Origin of the sequence: Streptomyces sp. SID8352 (assembly GCF_009862265.1) — a bacterium.
Taxonomy (GTDB): domain Bacteria; phylum Actinomycetota; class Actinomycetes; order Streptomycetales; family Streptomycetaceae; genus Streptomyces.
In genome coordinates, this window is sequence record NZ_WWGX01000003.1 from 1 (window position 1) to 18138 (window position 18138).

An 18138-nucleotide genomic window follows, 5' to 3' on the forward strand; every position below is an offset into this window, starting at 1 on the left:
CGAAGGCCACCGCCACGAACGGCCTCAGCGGTACCTGGTACAACGAACTCGGTTCGACCTTCACGGTGACGGCGCACGCGAACGGCAGTCTCACCGGCACATACGACTCGGCGGTCGGCAACGCCGAGAACCAGTACGTGGTGAAGGGCCGTTTCGACACCCTTCCCGCGCCGGACCACGGCACGGCACTCGGCTGGACCGTCTCCTGGCGCAACAGCTACCGCAACGCCCACTCCGCGACCACCTGGAGCGGCCAGTACTTCGGCGGCTCCAACCCGCGGATCAGCACCCAGTGGCTGCTGACGTCCGGCACCACCTCCGCCGACCAGTGGAAGTCGACGCTGGTCGGCCATGACGAGTTCACCAGGACCAGGCCGTCCGCCGCCACGATCGCCGCGGCCCGCAAGGCCGGCGTGAACGGTGGGGCCCCCTCTGCGCAGAAGTGACACGCGGGCCCGAGCCTGCCGGGACGTCGCGTCCCGCGAGGGCGCCCGGGACGATTCCCTCTCGGGCGCCCTTCGCCGTGAACAATCCGCGCCGGACCGTCTGCCGGGTCCGGGTACCCCTCATCGCCCGCGCCGGACCGGCGCGGGCGGTCGGCCCGCTTACGGCGACGGCTCGTCGAGCCCGCGTCCGGTGCGGCAGTCGGCACAGACGGGGTGGGAATCGTGCGTGCGAATGGCGCGCTCGCAGTACTCGCAGTCGCCGAAGTGAGGCGGGAGCGCGGGGCGGACGCCGTCCCACGCGTCGACGCCGAGGTCGAGGAGCGTGCCCTGCTCCTGGGCTCTGTCGTCAGATGTAGCGGCGCGACCCCGCCGGGCGCACGGGCACCCGGCCGACACGCGCCGGGAAGGCCCGCCCGTCGTCCGTCCGTCACGCCTCCCCGGCACCCCGCCGGGCGGAGGACGGCGCCCCACGGGGTGCCGGACGGACGGGAACCGGGACCGCAAGCCCTTACGCGGACCGCGCGCGCCAGTGGACGGCACCTGGGGGAACACACGGGGACGCCGTCGCGGCATCGCGGACGGCACGGCGGTGCCCCCGGCCCCGGGGACACCCGCCGTGCCGACGGTCAGCGGCCCCCCGCCGCGACCGGGACCCCGCCCGGCTCGGGGGCGGGCGCCCCGGCCGGACCGTCGGGGCGCGGCGCGTTGGTGACCGCCACCTCGAAGTCTCCGGTGAAGCGGTCGAGCAGGCCCTCGAACGTGTCGAGGCGGGACCGGTCGCCCATGACGACGGCACGCCCCCCGTCGACGAGCGCGTCGAGCGACGAGGCACCGCAGGCGAACGCGCCGAGGGCCGCGCGGTCCAGCCGGAGGACCGTGTGCGCCCCGTCGCAGCCGCACACCCCGCCGTCCGTACCGTGCCGGAGCACACCGTTCCCCACGGCCAGCCGGTGGGGCTCCGGTTCACCGGCGACCTCGAACGTGAAGCACAGGTCGTGGGCGCTCGCCCGGAGCCCGACGAGCCTGATCGCCAGCAGGTCCAGCATGGCCGGGACCGGCATGCCGACCAGCAGGTCGGGGCTGATGGCCGTGAAGGACCGGCCGTCCGGCACCCCGTGGCGCAACTCGTCCGCGCCCACGAGATAGAAGTTGCGCCAGGCGGCGCTCTCCGCCTGGTAGCCGAGCTGTTCGAACACGGCGGCCTGGAGCAGGCGCGCCCCCTCGTGCGCGGGATCGACGGCGAGCACGTGCCGCAGGAGTTCGGCCCCCCACCGGTAGTCCCCCCGTCCGTGGGCGGCGCGGGCCGCCTCCAGCGCCGGTTCCGTGCCACCGATCAGGTCCAGATAGCGTCTGCCCGCCTCGGCGGGCGGCAACGGGTGCAAGGTGGCCGGATTGCCGTCGAACCAGCCCAGGTAGCGCTGGTAGACAGCCTTCACGTTGTGGTTGAGGGTCCCGTAGCACCCCCGGTTCGCCCAGTGGCCGGCGAGTTGCGGCGGGAGGGTCACCATCTCGGCGATCTCGGTCGGTGTGTGACCGTGGTTGGCCAGGCGGAGGGTCTCGTCGTGGATGTACCGGTAGAGGTCGCTGTGCATCCGCAGCAGCCGGGCGATGTTCTCCCGGCCCCAGGTCGGCCAGTGGTGGCTGATGAACATCACCTCGGCGTGCGGGGCGAACATCCGCAGGGCCTCGTCGATGTAGCCGCTCCACTTGAGGGCGTCGCGCACCTGGGCGCCGCGCAGGGTGTAGAGGTTGTGCATCTGCTGGGAGACGGTCTCCGCCATGCACAGCGCCCGCAGACCCGGCAGCAGGAAGTTCATCTCCGCGGGAGCCTCGGAGTCGGGGGCGTACTGGAAGACGAACTCCACGCCGTCGATGGTCATCTCGGTGCCGGTGGCGTCGATGACGTGGGTCGGCTCGACCACGGTCGTCGTTCCCCGGGCGATGGACACGCCGAGGCTCGCCGTGACGTGGCCGAGCGGCCCCGGTGCCAGCCGGGGGCCGAACATGTAGCCGGACCTGCGGCTCATCGCGGCACCGGCGTGGACGTGCTCCGTCACGGCGTGCTCGTGGAATCCGCGGGGCGCGATCACCGGCAGGGGCCCGTCGCCGGGCGCGGCGTGCTCGAGGACGGCACGGGCACCGCCGAAGTGGTCTACGTGGCAGTGGGTGTGGAGCAGCGCGGTCACCGGCCGGTCACCGAGGTGTTCGCGAACGAGCCGGAGGGCCGCGGTCGCCGTCTCGGTGGACGTGAGCGGGTCGATGACGATGTAGCCGCGGTCCCCGACGACGACGGTCATGTTGGCGATGTCGTACCCGCGCACCTGGTAGACGCGGTCCGTCACCCTGAACAGGCCGTGATGGCGGTTGAGCCGGGCCATCCGCCAGAGGCTGGGGTGCACGGTCTCGGGTGCCTCCCCCTCCCGCAGGAAGTCGTACGCCGTGAGGTCCCACACCACGTGGCCCGAGTCGTCCCGGACGACCGGCGGTCCGTCGGCGGCGACCAGACCGCGTGCCGCGTCGGCGAACGCGGAACGGTCCTCCATCGGCAGCGAGCGGAGTGCCTCGCGGTGCCACCGCGCGGTGAACTCGGAGGCGGGGCGGGCGGGATGGTTCACAGACATGTGCTCTCGATTCCTCATGGCGCGGTCGTGCTCTGGACCGGGACGGTGGCGCGGTCGTCGGCGGGCGGTCCGGCCCCGAGGAGCCGTGCCCGGTCCCGTTCGGGGCGGACGAGGGCCATGAACACCACTCCGCCCGCGACCAGGAGGAGCCCGGTCAGGGTGAAGGCGTGGCGGTAGCCGTCGGCCGGTGAGCCGGCGGTGTCGATCAGCCGTCCGGTCAGGACCGGCTGGACGACCCCGGCCAGGGAGTAGACGGCCGTGTAGGCGCCGAGCACACCGCCCCGCCGCCGCACGGGGGCGAGTTCGGTCGACATCGTCTGGGCCAGCGGCAGGATCACCGCGCCGAGACCGAACCCGACGGCGATCAGCGTGACGGCGCCGGTGGTGGACGACACGTGCGGCAGCAGGAGGACGGCGACCCCGGCGACGGTGACGCACACGCCTCCCACCAGGCCGTTGGCGATCCTGCTGGAGAGCCCGCGGCGCAGCAGCCACGCCGCGGCCAGGCCGGTGGCGACCATGGCGATTCCCTGCGCCGCCCAGGGGAACACGATCGCCGAACTCGCGGTCCTGGTACCGAGGTCGAGGACGTTCGCCAGGTACTGCGGCACCCAGGCGATGAGGACGGTGACCGCCCAGTAGGAGGCGAGACCGCCGACGACGCCGGCGATCCAGGTCGGGGTGAGCAGCACCTTCCAGGTGGGGACGTCGGGTCCGCTCTCCTCCTGCTCCCGGGGCGCGTCACCCGCGACGGCCCCGTACGGCCCCTCGCGCCCGACGGCCAGCCACAGCACCGTGAAGCCGAGGGTGAGGAAGCCGGTGACGCCGAACGCCCACCGCCAGCCGTGGTCGTCGATCACCCCGCCCAGGACCGGGCCGGCGATGATCACCCCGAGCGGGATCCCGGCCGACAGGATGCCGCTGGCGACGTTCCGTCCCCGGGCGGTGAACCACTTGTGCACGGCGTGGTTCGCGACGGGGTACGCGGGCCCCTCGGCCGCTCCGAGTACCAGTCGCGTGACCAGCAGGGTCGTGTATCCGGCGGCGGGCACCAGGAGCGGCAGCTGGGCCGCGGTCCAGGCCAGTGCCATCGCGAGGATCAGCCACTTGGTCCTGACCCGGTTGCTCAGGAAGCCCACCAGGACGGCGGCGAGGCTGAAGCAGGCGAAGAACACGGTGTTGAGCAGGCCGTACGCGCTGGCGGACAGGCCGAACTCCGCACTGATCGACGCCGCGGACAGGCCGAGGACCGCCTTGTCGGCGAAGTTGAGCAACATGAAGAGCAGCAGCAGCGCGGTGACGCCGTAGGCGCGTGTCCGGCTCGGCCGGTCGGGTCTGGGCGCGGTGGGCGACGACGGCTCGGGGAGGGTGGGCATGACGCGTCCGATCATCGGCCCGCACGGGGCGGGCAGGGCGAAGTGGCGCGTGCGGACGTCCGCACGCGGTGTGGATCACGGGGGGAACGGGGCCGGTGGCGGCCGTGGCGGGTCAGGGGGGTGCCGCGTCCCGGCGCGCGGCCGGGCCGTGCGTCCGGGCCGTGCGTCCGGCGTTCCGGCTCCGGGGACAGCCCTCGGAATCCGGTCGTCTGCGGGGGTGCCTCACCCCGGTCCGCGCCCGACCGTCGTGACGCCGGGGAGGGCCGTTGACGTCGGCCCGCGGCGGACGAGGGGGGCACCGCCGATGGGCGGGGCGGACCCGACGGGACGCGGGGGAGGAGCCCCGGCGGGGCGGGGTGGGGGCCCGCCGGAGCGGGACCACCGGGCCGTGCAGGACCCGCGCGGGGCGGGAGCGCTCGGTCCGGGTGGGTGCCGCGGCGCCGGGACGCCGTGGGGGAGGTCTCCGGGGCGGAGGCTCCGGGCCGGTCGGCCGGCTGCGGGACGGGCCGCGGGCCGGTTCGGGCCGGGCGGAGGCGGCGGACGGCTCACGTCCCGGATGCTCCGCCCGGCGGGAACCGTGCCGCATCCGCATGCCGGTCCCGCACCATGCCTGGTCCCGCACCGCGTCGGCCCGGCCGTATCGGTCCCGCGCTGCCGGTCCCGTGGCGCCGGTGCCGCGCGGCCCGGGTGGGCCCGTCCGGAGCCCGTCGGTCCCGGGCCCGCCCCCGTGCGCTCCGCCCGGGGGTGCGGGGCCGTGCTGTCAGAAGGTTCAGAAGGTGAGGACGGGCTTGATGGTCGCCCCGCTGCCGGAGTCGGCGAAGGCCTCGTTGATCCGGTCGAACGGGTACTTCTTGATGAGGCTGTCGAAGGGGAAGCGCCCCTGCTTCCACAGGTCGATGAGCTGGGGAATGAAGACCTGGGGGACCGAGCTGCCCTCGATGACGGTCTTGAAGGTCCATCCCTTGGTGAGGGAGGCGCCGGTCTCGAAGGCGACCTCGGTGCCGGGGGCGGCCGCGCCGACGAGGACGACGGTGCCGCGGATGGCCAGCGCGTCCGCCGCCTGCCGCAGCACCGCGGGCACCGCCGTGGTCTCCAGGGCGAAGTCGACGCCCCGGCCGCCGGTGATCTCCCGGATGCGTTCCACCACGTCCCCGGAGCGTCCGTTGACGGTGTGGGTGGCGCCGATGCTCCGGGCCAGGTCGAGGCGGCTGTCGTGCAGGTCCACGGCGATGACCGTGGTGCACCCGGCCACGACGGCGGCCATGATGCCCGCCGCGCCCACGGCCCCGGCACCGAAGACGACGAGGGAGGAGCCCGCGTGGGGCCGCATCTCGTTGAGGACCGCGCCGGCACCGGTCTGGATGCCGCAGCCCAGCGGGCCGAGGAGGTCCAGGGGCACCTCCGGATCCACCGCGACCACGCTGCGCGCGGCGACGTTGGCGTGGGTGGCGAAGGAGGACTGCCCGAAGAACATGGAGGAGACCGGGCCCTGGTCGTCGGAGAGGGCGGTCGAGCCGTCGGGGCGGCGTCCGCCGAAGTTCCGGCCGAACAGGTCCTCGCAGTAGGAGAGGTCTCCGCTCATGCACTGGCGGCACTGTCCGCACGAGTTTGCGGACAGGACGACGTGGTCCCCCTCACGCACGGTGGTGACGGAACTGCCGACGGCCTCGACGACGCCCGCGCCCTCGTGCCCGAGCACGGCGGGCAGCGGGGTCGGGTAGACCTGGTCGCGCACGATGGCGTCGGTGTGGCAGACGCCCGTGGCGACCAGCCGCACCCGCACCTCGTCGTGCCGGAGGTCGTCCAGCCGGAGACGGCGCAGCGCGAAGGGCTGGCCCTGGGCCGGAGCTACTGCAGCGGTGATGTCCACGATTACTCCTTGGTTCGAACCGGGCGGTGGTCCATCTCCACCTTGCGTGCTCCGGTGGGCGTCCGCCCGCCGTGCCCGTGTTGCCACATCGCGCCGGTTATGAGGGAGTCAACGAGATGTATCCGTAGGGCACAAGAAGATGTGGCCGAATATCTGCTCAGCAGAATCCGAAGGGGTGCGCGGACACGCCGGGCACCCGCCCCGGCGTCAGCGTCCGCGGGCCGGGAAGGGCTGGGGAAGCTGGTCCGGGGGGAGGGATGCGAGCAGGTCGGAGGCGACATAGCCGAACTGGCGCAGCGTCTCCACGAGGGGTCGCTCGCGGTCGCGCTCGAACCGTGCCGTGGGCACGGTCACCGACAGCGCGGCCACGGGGCGCCTCCTGCTGTCGTGGACGCACATGGCGATGCCGGTCACCCCCGGTTCGGTCTCGTCGGAGTTCACCGCGTAGCCGCGCCGCTTCACCGCTTCGAGATGGCGCCGCAGCGCGTCGATGTCGTGGAGCTTGGCGTACGGCCAGGGCGTGAGTCCCCCGGAGTAGAGCTCCTCGACGTAGGGCCAGGGGGCCTGCGCCAGGATCGCCTTGCCGGCCGCCGAGCAGTACGCCGGCAGCCGCGTGCCGACGCGGGTGGCCACCCGGAGCCGGCGGTGCGACTCCAGCCCGTCGATCAGGCAGACCTCGGCACCGGCCGGAACGATGAGGTGGACCGTCTCACCGGTCTCCTCCAGCAGGTCCATGAGGACGGAACGCAGGGTCCGGGTCAGTGTCGCCCAGCCCTTGCGGACGGTCTGCGCCATGAAGTCCAGCCGGGGCCCCGCGTGGTAGAGCCGCCCCTCGCCCTGGACGGCGTAGGAGCGGAACACGAGCGTGTTCAGGAGGCGGTGCGCGGTGGACGTCGCCACGTCCAGTTCCCTGGCGACCTCGCTCAGGGAGACCGTGCCGCGCTCGCTCAGCATGTCGATCAGGACCAGGGCGCGGTCCACGCCCTCGATCAGATACACAGGTTTCTGCTGCACAGAAAGAGAATCTACAGCTCTTGCGCTGAACGGAGAAGTGCTCGCACCCTGGCACCGGCGTCCCGCATCGGAGGGGGCGCCGGACGGACAGCGTGAGGAGCACCCATGTCGATCTCCCAGGACACCCGGACGGACCTGTCGGCCCCCTGGAACGGAAAGCTGTTCAGCGACGGCTGGACCACCGGCTCCGGCGGGCCCCTGGAGGTGCGCGCACCCGCCACCGGCAAGTCGCTCGGTGCCGTGTCGACGGCCACCGGCGCGGACCTGGACCGGGCGGTCACCCGGGCACGGCGGGCGCAGCGGGAGTGGGCGGCGCTCACCTACGACAGGAGGGTGGCCGTCCTCCTGGAGGCCGCGCGGCTGCTGGCCGGGAACCCCGCCCGGCTGACGTCGTGGCTGGTCGACGAGGCCGGATCGGGCCAGGGCAAGGCGGCCTTCGAGACCGAGCTGGTCGTCACCGAGCTGCGGGAGTCCGCGGCGCTGGCCTCGCACCCGCAGGGCGAGCTGCTGCGCTCGGCCAAGCCCCGCATGTCGCTGGCGCGCCGGGTCCCGGTCGGGGTGGTCGGGGTCATCTCCCCCTTCAACTTCCCGGGCATCCTCGCCATGCGCTCGGTCGCCCCCGCCCTGGCCCTGGGCAACGCGGTGGTCCTCAAGCCCGACCCGCGCACCCCGGTCAGCGGCGGGCTGGCGCTGGCGGAGCTGCTGGCGGAGGCCGGACTGCCGGAGGGCCTGCTGCACGTACTGCCCGGGGGCGGTGAGCTGGGCGCGGCACTGGTCGCGCACCCGGACGTGCCCACCATCTCGTTCACCGGCTCCACGGCCGCGGGGCGCCGGATCGGCGAGGCGGCGGGCCCGCTGCTCAAGGACGTGCACCTCGAGCTCGGCGGCAACAACGCGCTGCTCGTCCTGCCGGACGCGGACGCCGCGGCGGCCTCGGCCGTCGGTGCCTGGGGCTCCTTCCTGCACCAGGGGCAGATCTGCATGGCCACCGGCAGGCACCTGGTGCACTCCTCCCTCGCCGAGGAGTACATCGCCGCCCTGGTCGAGCGGGCACGGAACATCCCCGTCGGCGACCCGTCCGACCCGGCCAACGCCCTGGGCCCGCTCATCGACGCCGCCCAGCGCGACCGGGTCCACGAGCTGGTCCGCGCCGGGGAGCGCGCGGGCGCCCGGATCCTGACCGGCGGCCGGTACGACGGCCTGTTCTACCGGCCGACCGTCGTCGACGGCCTGACCACGGACAACCCGCTGTGGCGGGAGGAGGCCTTCGGTCCCGTCGCCCCGGTACTGGTGTACGACAGCGTCGACCGGGCCGTCGAGATCATCAACGACGACGAGTACGGACTGTCGGTCTCCGTCCTGACCGCCGACGCCCACCGGGGCTACGAGCTCGCCGGACGGATCGAGTCGGGCGCCGTGCACGTCAACGACGCCACCGTCGACGACGAGGCGACCGCGCCCTTCGGCGGCGTCAAGGCGTCCGGCATGGGGGGCCGCTTCGGCGGGCCGGGTGCGAACCTCGACACGTTCACCCGGACGCAGTGGGTCACCGTCCAGTCGCGGATCGAGGGCTACCCCTTCTGATCCCCGGGCCCGCTCGGGGCAGGACCGAGTCGACGTGGCCGCCGGACCCCCGCCGGACCCGCGAGAGCCGGTGGCCACGCGGTCGGTGCGACGGCCGGGCCGACGGGACCGGCCCGCGGTGCTCCCGCCCAGGGGCGCCGTACGGACCCCCGCCCCCGCTCAGGAGGCCGCCTCGGCCCCCTCCGCCTCGCTCCCCGTGTCGTACGCGACCCTCAGCACACCGTCGAGCTCCGCGAGGCGTTCCGCCAGCGCCCGGTGGTCGGGGGCGTCGCCGTAGACGATGCCCACGAACGCCTGGGTGCCCTGGCGCCAGTCCACCGGCTGGCCGGGGGACTTGGCGAGTTCCACCCGGCGGACGCCGGGCAGCGCGCGGGCCTCCCTGACACCGGTGACCGAGGAGACGGCGCGGGCGTCCACGGGCGGCGCCAGGAAGCGCTGGTAGGCGACGCGTCCGGGGGCCGGGACGGTGAGCGGGCCGGGCGGTCCGCCGAGCGCGCAGTCGAGCGCGGTGCGCAGCAGCGGGAAGCCCGTGGCGCGGCCCACCACGTCGTTGACGAAGCCGCCGAGCCTGCCGTTGACCTCGATGAGGCGGGGTCCGTCGGCGGTGAGCTTGAACTCGGTGTGGGTGACGCCGCCGCTCACCCCGAGCGCGCGCAGTGCGTCGCCCGTCGCCGCCAGCAGTTCCGCGCGGACCGGTGCGGGCAGGTCGGCGGGGAAGAACGCGCCGGTCTCCCGGAAGGGCTCCAGCAGCGGGGGTTTGCCGGTGACGCCTATGTGGGTGATCCGTCCGCCGTGCGCCACCGACTCGACGGAGACGTAGTCGCCCCACTGCGGCCCCGCCACGGTGGCGTCCCCGGCCAGGTACTCCTCCAGCACCAGCTCCCGTTCCCCGGCGGCCCGGAGGGCGGTGACGGTGCGCACGCCCTCCTCCTCGGTGCGGACCAGGACGGTGTTGCGGCTTCCCGCGCCCCGGCGGGGCTTGACGACGGCCGGGGCTCCCACGGCGGTCACCGCCGCGCGGACCTCCTGCTCCCCGGCCTCGGCGGGAACGGCGGCGTGACGGGGTGTCGGCAGGCCCGCCTGCGCCAGCCGGGCGCGCTGGCGGTGCTTGTCCACGAGCAGGGCGGCGGTGAGCGGATCGTGGAAGTCCAGGCCGAGCAGCCGGGCCAGCACGGCCGTCAGCTCCACCGTCAGGTCGCTGAAGGTGGTGATGCCGTCGACACCGAGGTGCTGGAGCCGCGCCGCGGTCTCCTCCGGCGGGGTGCCGTCGTCGTGGGTCACCACGGTGCCCGTCTCGCGCAGCAGCGGCAGGGCCGGGCGGACACCCTCGGACGAGGGGTCGCAGACCAGGACCAGGGCGCAGCGGCCGGAGGCGGCGACGGCGAGTTCCAGCGGGTTGACCGATCCGTTCTCGTAGACGACCGCGAGACGGCGCTCCATGCGGGGATCCTTTCGACGGGCCGGGCGGGCGGACGCCGCGCCGGGCCGCGGGCGGTGGCCCTCCGGGCCGCGCGGCCCGCTCCGCTAGCCGAGGATGTGCCGGACGAGGAAGAAGACGACCACGCCGATCGTGGTGACCAGCAGGAAGTGCTTGACGAACCGGCCCGCGACCAGGGTGGCCACGCCGCCGACGAGGGTGGGCACGGCCCAGTCGCTGTCGCCGTTCTCCCACATCGGGGTCAGCACGGCGGGGAAGACCAGGGCGGCGAGCACCGCGCCCGGCACATAGGTGAGGGCGCTCTTGACCACGTCGGGCAGCTCCCGGTCCTCGAAGAGGACGAGGGGGACCCAGCGGGTGGCGAACGCGCACAGCGCCATGCCGATGATCAGGAGGGTCAGCGTCATCTCACACCGTCTCGGGGTCGTCCGGGGCCGCCGTCGTCCGTGCGCGGCGCTTGTCCCACACCTCGCAGAGCGAGCCGGCCACGGCCCCGCCCAGCGTCGCCACGACGACGTACAGGTTGTACGGCAGCGGGTGGGCGGCCAGGGCCAGGGCACCGGCGACCAGGACCGAGATCCAGAGCTTCCAGTGGGTCAGCGTCGCGGCCATCATCGCGATGAACAGCGCCGTCATGGGGAACTCCAGGCTCTCGCCGGCGATGTCCGGCACCGCGCTGCCCAGCGCCATGCCGAGGGCCAGGGAGCTGGTCCAGTTGGCGAACATCGCGGCGGCGCTGCCCAGGAAGTACCACTGGCGCTCGCGGACGCCGACCGGTTTCCCGAAGCGCTCGATGACGATGAAGAAGGTGGCGTCCACCAGGCCGAAGGCCAGCAGCGCGCGCCACCGCTGCGGCAGGTCCCGCAGATGCGGCCGGAGCATGATGGCGTAGATCGTCATGCGCAGGCTGAGCACCATGGTGGTGAGCAGGATGACCGGCCACGGCGAGCCGTCGCGCAGCAGTTGGAGACCGGCGAGCATGGCGGTGCCGGAGTTCACGGCCACGCCCATCCCCAGGGTGCCGAGCCAGCCGACGCCGCCCGCGATGCCCGCGGCCCCGGCGACGATGCCCATCGGGAACGCGGCGATCATGAAGGGCGCCATGGCGCGGGCGCCGGCCCATAACTCGCCGCGCGCGCCCGCCGCGGTGCCGGCGGCGGTGCCGGCACCGGCGGGGGCCGGGGTGTCCTCGTTCACGGCGTCGCTCAACGTCGTACCTCGTTCACAGTTCCGTCCTCGTCGCGTGCGGTCGTCACTGTGCAGTTCTACAGGAGGACCCGACGCGGCCGGGCGGCAATCCGGCCACGCAGCAAGGGAGCCACCTCGGCCCGCAGTTCGGCCGGGGATCCCAGCCACGGCGACTCGACGGCGGCCCGCCGGTAGAAGAGCTGCGCGTCGCTGTCCTCCGTCATGCCGTGCGCCCCGTGGATCTGCATGGCCTCGGTGGCCGTGCGCCGGGCGGCCTCCGCGGCCATCGCCAGGGCCTGCGCGGCCGACAGCCGGACGGCCCCGGCACCGACGTCGTCCGGGCGGTCGGCCTCCCAGGCGGCCGCGCGCACCACCAGCCCCACGGCGTCCAGCCGGGCGGCCAGCTCGGCCAGCCGGAACGCCGGTGCCTGCTGGTGGCCGAGAGGACGGCCGAACTGCCTGCGCTCCCGGGCGCGTTCGACCGAGATCCGCAGGGCGCCCCGGCCCAGGCCGGTGAGCAGCGCGGCGTGCCGGACGCGCGCGCCGTCGAGGACGGTGCGCCAGAGCCCGGCGGGGTCCTCGCCGAGGTTGAGCCAGGCGGTCACCGGCGTGTCGGCGAGGTCCACCGCGTACAGCTCGCCCCGGCCCAGTTCCTCGTGGCGGCGGCGGACGAGTCCGGGGGCCCCGGGGTCGAGCAGGGCCGCGTGGAGCGCCCCGTCCGCGTCGGTGCCCAGCACCAGCAGGTGGTCCGCCTCCTCGGCGAACGGGACGAAGGCGCGTGTCCCGGTCAGGGTGCCCCGGGCCCGGTCCGCGGTGAGCGGGGCGGGGACCGCGGTGGTGGCACCGCCGGGAGTGCCGGAGCGGACGGCGAGGGCGACGGTGGCGCCCTCGCCGATCAGCCGGAGCAGGCCGAGGTGGGCGTCGCCGCACCGGGCGAGCAGTCCGGCGGCGGTCAGGGTGTCCGGGAGCAGCCCCTGGTAGAGGACCTCGCCGAGCCGTTCGGCCACGACGGCCAGGGCCTCCTGGCCGCGCCCGTCGCCCCCGGCCGCGGCGGGCAGCGGCAGCCGGGGCACGCCGAGGCCGGTCAGTCCCTCGTGGACCATGGCCCGCACCTCCCGGTCGCCCCCGGCGCCGGAGTGCGGGGAGCGGTAGGCCATGCGGCGCACCAGCGGGGCGATCTCCTCGTCCAGGAAGGCGGTGAGGGCGTCGTCGAGGGCGAGCTGTGCGGTGCTCGGTGCTGTCTTCAAGGCGGCTGGGCTTTCTGCGAGAGGGGCGGGCCGGGACCGGCGTCAGGCCAGCAGGCCGAGGCCGGTGGAGGCGATGAGCGCGAGCATGACCTCCGAGGTGCCGGAGGCCAGGGTGAGCCCCACCGCCTCCCGGTAGGCCGCCTCGCCGATGCCGTGCAGCGCCGCCCGGCCGTCGTGCCGGTCGAGCACCCCCGGCAGACCGGTGAGGTCCAGCGCGGTGTGGGCCACCTCCTTGCCGACCTCGGAGGTGAGCAGCTTGGCCATGGCGTTGTGCACCTCGTCGCTGCGGTCCGCGGCGAGTTCGCCGACGGACCGCCAGGACAGCAGCCGCGCGGCCCGCACCCAGGCCTCCAGCTCCACCAGCCGGGGGCCGTGCACGGGGTGCTCCAGCAGTCCGGTGTCCGCGGCGTGCCGCAGCAGCACGTCGAACCAGCGGGCCGCCTTCGCCTCGAACTCCACACCGGTGCGTTCGAGGCCCAGGACGTGGTTGATGACCTCCCAGCCGCCGTCTACCTCGCCGACCACGTCGTCGGGGGTGACCCGGACACCGGCGAGGGTGATGTCGCCGAACCGTTCGTCCCCCAGGTTCCACAGCGGGTCCACCAGGACGCCGGGGGTCCTCAGCGGCAGCGCGAACAGGGTGATGCCGTGGTACTTGACGTCGGACTCGCTGGTCCGGGCGGCGCACAGGGCGAAGTCGGCGAGATGGGACTTCATGCTGTAGACCTTGCGGCCGCGCAGCCGCCAGCCGTCCCCGTCCCGCTCGGCCCGGGTCTCCAGCGCCGCCAGGTCCGAGCCCACGCCGGGCTCGCTGAACAGGACGGAGGCGGCGCCCTCGCCCCGGGCGATCCCGGGCAGCAGGCGCTCGCGCTGGGCGTCGGTGCCGTGCGTCAGCAGGGCGAGCCCGACGATGTCGATGCTCAGGGTGTGCACGATGTCGGGCACGCCGTGCCCGATCAGCTCCTCCGTCACGATGGTCTTCTGCTGGAGGGTGCCGCCCAGACCGCCGTACTCCTTCGGCCAGTTGACCGCCAGGTAGCCGCGCTCGCCGAGCCTGCGGTAGGCGTCCAGCAGGCCGGGTTCCGCGTCCCGCCGGGCGCGGACCGCGGCGACCTCGGCCCGTACCTCCTCCCGGCAGAGCAGGGCGCAGACCTCCTCGCGGAACGCGCGGTCCTCGGGTGTGTCCTGGAGTTCCACGCTCAGCTCCTCGTGTCCAGCACCCGGCGCACGGTCTCCGCGAGGACCTCCACGCGGGGGTGCTGGAGCATCGTGTAGTGGTTGCCGGGGACCGGGAGGTGCTCGACGTCACCGGTGGCCAGGGCACGCCAGCGGGCGACGGGCACGTTGTCCTCGTCGGCGGCCGTCAGCAGGGTCAGCGGCGCTTCCAGCGGGCGGGCCCGGTGCCGCAGGACCGCCCGGGTGGTGGCGAGGAACACCCGCATGCGGGCGCGGAGTTCGTCGCGCACGCCCTCGGGGACCAGCCCGGCGCCCTCCAGCAGTTCCGTCACACGGCCGAGCCGGTCCTCCGGGGGCAGGGCCCGCAGCGACGCGAGGCCGAGCGCCGGCACCGGCCGTTCGCGCAGGCCCGCCAGGTCGTGGACGAAGGACCGCAGCAGCTCGGCCTCGTCCGGCAGGGCCCCGGAACCGGCCGGGTCCCCGCCGGGCAGCGAGGTGTCGAACAGCAACAGCGCGCCGACCTCCTGGCCGGCCTCGCGGAGCTGGACGGCCATCTCCGCGGCGATGGCACCGCCCACCGACCAGCCGCCCAGGTGGTAAGGGCCGGCGGGCTGTGCCGCGCGGACGGCGGCCACGTAGCGGCGGGCGTAGTCGGTCAGCCGCTCGGGCGGGGTTCCGCCGTCCAGGCCGGGTGCCTCCAGCCCGTAGAACGGCTGGTCCGGGCCGAGCAGCCGGGCGAGCGGGATGTACGGCACGATCGCCCCGCCGGCCGGGTGGACGCAGAAGAGGGCGGGGCGCGTGCCGCCCTCGCGGGGCGGGGTGATCGGCACGAGGGGCGCGGTGGGGTCCCCGGCGGCATCGGGGGCCCCACCGCCGTGCGGGGCTCCGAGCGCCGGGGTGTCCGGCCGGGCGCGCTCCTCGTCGATCAGCGCGGCGATGCCGCGGACGGTCGGTGCGAGGTAGAGGCGGCGGACCTCCGGCGAGGCGCCGAACTCCTGGCGGATGGCGGTGGTGAGCCGGACGAGGTTGAGCGAGTTGCCGCCGAGCGCGAAGAAGCTGTCGTGCGCGCCGACGGGCCCGGGTACGTCCAGCAGTTCGGTCCAGAGCCGGGCGAGGCCCCGCTCGGTGGGCGTGGCCGGAGGGGTGCGTACCGCCTGCTCGGCAGCGTCGCCCGGCTCCGGCAGCCGCTTGAGGTCGACCTTGCCGTTGGGGGTCAGCGGCAGCGCCTCCAGCACCGTCACCACGGACGGCACCATGTGCAGCGGCAGCGTCGCGGCGAGGTCCTGCCGGACGCGCTCGCCGTCCAGCGGGCCGTCGGCGAGGGCGGCGGGCTCGGCGACCGCGTAGGCCGCCAGCCGGGCCCGCGGGGTCCCGGCGTGCCGGACCGTCACCACGCCCTGGCGGACCGCCGGATGGTGGGTGAGGGCGTGCTCGACCTCGCCCAGTTCGATGCGCAGACCGCGGATCTTGACCTGGCGGTCCGCGCGGCCGAGGAACTCCAGGTTGCCGTCCGGCCGCCAACGCACCACGTCACCGGTGCGGTACATGCGCTCGCCCGGCTCGGCGGCGTACGGGTCCGGCAGGAACCGGTCGGCGGTCAGGTCGGGGCGGCCGAGGTAGCCGCGGGCGAGGCCGGTGCCCGCGACGTACAGCTCGCCGGGGACGCCGACGGGCACCGGGCGCAGCGTCCCGTCCAGCACGTAGGCGCGGTGGTTGGCCATGGCCCGGCCGATGGGCGGTGCGCTGGTGAGCCCCTCGGGCGGGCAGAGGTAGTCCACGCAGGCGACGGTGGCCTCGGTGGGCCCGTAGCCGTTGTGGAACTCCCGGCCGGGGGCGCTCCAGCGGTTGACCAGCTCGGCGGGGAACGCCTCCAGGCCGACGAAGAGCACCCTGAGGTCCGTCAGTGGTCCGGCGTCCAGCAGGCGCAGCACCGCGGGCGGCACGTCGGCGACGGTCACCCGCTGCTCAGCCATCAGCCGCTGGAGGGCGTCGGGGTCGAGCAGTTCGGCGCGGGGCGCCCCGATCACACAGGCACCGGAGCCCAGCGCGGCGTAGAAGTCGAACACACTGACGTCGAAGGCAGGGTTGGCGAACTGGAGCAGCCGGTCGTCCGGGGTGATCTTGAACAGGTCGCGGACGCCGACGACGAAGTCCACCGCCGCCCGGTGGGAGATCAGCACGCCCTTCGGGCGGCCGGTGGAGCCGGAGGTGTGGATGACGTACGCGAGGTGGTCGGGGCGCACGCCGGTCTCCGGCGGCGCGTCCGGGTACCGCGCCAGCTCGGCCTCCGCCCCCTCGTCGTCGACGTACCAGCGCTCCTGGCCGGAGGGGAGCAGATGGCCCAGGTCGCGGGTGGTGACGACGGTGCGGGCCCCGGCGTCCGCGAGTTGGTGGGCGATGCGGTCGGCGGGGTTCTGGGGGTCCATCGGCAGCCAGGCGGCGCCCGCCTTGAGGATCGCGAGCTGGGCCACCGGCAGGTCGGTGCCGCGGTCCAGCAGGACGCCGGTGATCCGGTCCGGCCCGGCCCCCCAGCGGTCGCGCAGGAGGTGGGCGAGGCGGTTGGCGGTGCGGTCGAGGCGGCCGTAGGTGAGTTCCCTCCCGGCGAACCGCATGGCGGGCGCGGCGGGCCGCTCGGCGGCGTGCGCGGCGACGAGTTCGTGCAGCAGGGCGGCGGGCGCCGGGGCGGGCGGCGGGTTCCAGCCGTGCAGCACGAGGTCCAGCTCCTCGGCCGTGAGCACGTCGAACTCGGCGGCTCGGGTGGCGGGTTCGGCCACCGCCCGGGTCAGCACCGAACGGAAGTGTTCCACCAGGCGTTCCATCCGGTCCCGGTCGAACAGGTCGGTGGCGTACTCGATCCACACGTCGAGCCCGGCCTCCCCCCGGTCGGTGACCTGGAAGGCGAGGTCGAAGCGGGAGGTGCCCAGGTGCACGGGCCGTTCCTCGACGGTCAGCCCGGCGAACTCGAAGGCGCCGACGATGCCTTCGGTGAGCAGGGTGAAGCTGATCTGGAACAGCGGGTTGCGGCTGGGGTCGCGCTCGGGGCGCAACTCCTGCACGAGGCTGCCGAAGGGCAGGTCCTGGTGCTCCAGGGCGTCCAGCACGGTGGAGTTGACCCGGGCGACCAGACCGGTGAACGAGGGGTCGCCCGACACATCGGCGCGCAGCACCAGGGTGTTGGCGAAGAAGCCGACCAGCGGCTCCAGTTCGTCGCGGGTACGGCCGCTGAAGACGGAGCCGAAGGCGAGTTCGGACTGCCCGGTGTAGCGGGCGACGACCACGGAGAAGGCGGAGAGCAGCACCGACAGCAGCGAGGCGCGCTCCCGGGCGGCCAGTTCCCGCAGGGCCGCGCCGAGCCCGGCGGGCAGGGTGCACTCCAGCGTGGCCCCGGTGCCCGAGGGCTGGGGCGGGCGGGGCCGGTCGGCGGGGAAGTCCGTGGTCGGCAGGCCCGCCAGCGCCTCGCGCCAGTGGCCGGTCTCCCGCTCCCGCGCCGGGCCGGCCAGCCACCGCTGCTGCCAGGCGGCGACGTCCGCGGGCTGCAACGGAGCCTCGGGCAGCCCGGCGGCGGCACCGGTGAGGCACGCGCGGTACAGCACGGCGAGTTCCCGGGTGATCCTGCCGGTCGACCAGCCGTCGGTGACGATGTGGTGGGAGACCAGCAGCAGGACGTGGTCGTCGGGGGCGGTCCGGAACAGGGTGGTGCGCAGGACCGGGCCGGTCTCCAGGTCGAACGGGGCCCGGGCCGCCTCGTCCACCAGACGGGACAGCTCCGCCTCGGGGTCCGGGCCCGGCACCTCGACCACCGGCAGGGGCCAGGCGGAGGGGGCGGGGTCCACCGTCTGGAAGGGCACCCCGCGCTCACTGCCGAACCGGGTGCGCAGGCTCTCGTGCCGGGCCGCCAGCGCGGTCAGCGCCGAGCCCAGCGCGGCCGGGTCCAGGGCGCCGCGCAGCCGCAGCGCGAACGGCACGTTGTAGACCGGCAGTCCGGGCTGGAGCTGGTGCAGGAACCAGAGGTAGCGCTGCTGTTCGGAGACGGCGAGCGTGCCGTCCCTGGGCACCGGGACGATCCGGTCCCGCTCCTCCTGGAGCGCCCGCCGCTGCCGCCGTTTGATCTCCAGCAGCCTGCGCTTGACGTCGGAGAGGCCGTCGCCGTCCGTGGTGCCGCGTGCTGTGTCCGCCAT

Annotated in this window: 12 protein-coding genes; 2 read left to right on the plus strand and 10 right to left on the minus strand. The window is 74.5% G+C overall.

All coding sequences use genetic code 11. The features are described from left to right. Positions 1-446 (plus strand): avidin/streptavidin family protein (locus GTY84_RS01065; protein WP_161224100.1); only part of this gene is annotated, 446 nt, incomplete at its 5' end. Between the two features lie 626 nt (positions 447-1072). Here GTY84_RS01065 and GTY84_RS01070 read toward each other — a convergent pair. From GTY84_RS01070 to GTY84_RS01085, 4 genes are all read right to left on the minus strand, one after another. Further along, on the minus strand, positions 1073-3067 hold the full coding sequence (locus GTY84_RS01070; RefSeq protein ID WP_161224101.1) for an alkyl sulfatase dimerization domain-containing protein: 1995 nt from the start codon (positions 3065-3067) through the stop codon (positions 1073-1075). Between the two features lie 14 nt (positions 3068-3081). Continuing rightward, on the minus strand, positions 3082-4443 hold the full coding sequence (locus tag GTY84_RS01075; RefSeq protein WP_161224102.1) for an MFS transporter: 1362 nt from the start codon (positions 4441-4443) through the stop codon (positions 3082-3084). 769 nt (positions 4444-5212) lie between these two features. Next, positions 5213-6313: an NAD(P)-dependent alcohol dehydrogenase gene (locus tag GTY84_RS01080; protein ID WP_161224103.1), complete on the minus strand. Its 1101-nt coding sequence runs from the start codon at positions 6311-6313 to the stop codon at positions 5213-5215. Between the two features lie 207 nt (positions 6314-6520). Beyond that, a complete protein-coding gene (locus GTY84_RS01085; RefSeq protein ID WP_161224104.1) occupies positions 6521-7327 on the minus strand; it encodes an IclR family transcriptional regulator in 807 nt (268 codons plus the stop codon). Between the two features lie 105 nt (positions 7328-7432). Between GTY84_RS01085 and GTY84_RS01090 the strand changes: the two genes are divergently transcribed. After that, entirely contained in the window at positions 7433-8911 is a 1479-nt protein-coding gene (locus GTY84_RS01090) for an aldehyde dehydrogenase family protein (RefSeq protein WP_161224105.1), read from the plus strand. A gap of 159 nt (positions 8912-9070) precedes the next feature. Here GTY84_RS01090 and GTY84_RS01095 read toward each other — a convergent pair whose 3' ends face one another. From GTY84_RS01095 to GTY84_RS01120, 6 genes are all read right to left on the minus strand, one after another. Next, a complete protein-coding gene (locus GTY84_RS01095; RefSeq protein ID WP_161224106.1) occupies positions 9071-10351 on the minus strand; it encodes an ATP-grasp domain-containing protein in 1281 nt (426 codons plus the stop codon). A gap of 84 nt (positions 10352-10435) precedes the next feature. After that, positions 10436-10756, minus strand: a complete 321-nt coding sequence (locus GTY84_RS01100) for an AzlD domain-containing protein (protein WP_161224107.1) — start codon at positions 10754-10756, stop codon at positions 10436-10438. A gap of 1 nt (position 10757) precedes the next feature. Continuing rightward, positions 10758-11558 (minus strand): AzlC family ABC transporter permease, encoded by an 801-nt coding sequence (locus tag GTY84_RS01105; RefSeq protein WP_161224108.1) that lies wholly within the window; start codon positions 11556-11558, stop codon positions 10758-10760. A 56-nt stretch (positions 11559-11614) separates the two neighbouring features. Continuing rightward, positions 11615-12784: an acyl-CoA dehydrogenase family protein gene (locus GTY84_RS01110; RefSeq protein ID WP_161224109.1), complete on the minus strand. Its 1170-nt coding sequence runs from the start codon at positions 12782-12784 to the stop codon at positions 11615-11617. Positions 12785-12826: 42 nt separating this feature from the next. Beyond that, positions 12827-13981: an acyl-CoA dehydrogenase family protein gene (locus GTY84_RS01115; RefSeq protein WP_161224110.1), complete on the minus strand. Its 1155-nt coding sequence runs from the start codon at positions 13979-13981 to the stop codon at positions 12827-12829. 2 nt (positions 13982-13983) lie between these two features. Beyond that, the gene (locus tag GTY84_RS01120; protein ID WP_161224111.1) at positions 13984-18138 is read right to left on the minus strand and encodes a non-ribosomal peptide synthetase; all 4155 of its coding nucleotides are present in this window, start codon (positions 18136-18138) and stop codon (positions 13984-13986) included.

Excerpts from the sequence above, each read along its gene's own strand:
- GTY84_RS01075 (WP_161224102.1), bottom strand. The coding sequence starts at position 4,443 with ATGCCCACCCTCCCCGAGCCGTCGTCGCCCACCGCGCCCAGACCCGAC.
- GTY84_RS01095 (WP_161224106.1), bottom strand. The coding sequence starts at position 10,351 with ATGGAGCGCCGTCTCGCGGTCGTCTACGAGAACGGATCGGTCAACCCG.
- GTY84_RS01100 (WP_161224107.1), bottom strand. The coding sequence starts at position 10,756 with ATGACGCTGACCCTCCTGATCATCGGCATGGCGCTGTGCGCGTTCGCC.
- GTY84_RS01120 (WP_161224111.1), bottom strand. The coding sequence starts at position 18,138 with ATGGCGGACACAGCACGCGGCACCACGGACGGCGACGGCCTCTCCGAC.
- GTY84_RS01070 (WP_161224101.1), bottom strand. The coding sequence starts at position 3,067 with ATGTCTGTGAACCATCCCGCCCGCCCCGCCTCCGAGTTCACCGCGCGG.
- GTY84_RS01090 (WP_161224105.1), top strand. The coding sequence starts at position 7,433 with ATGTCGATCTCCCAGGACACCCGGACGGACCTGTCGGCCCCCTGGAAC.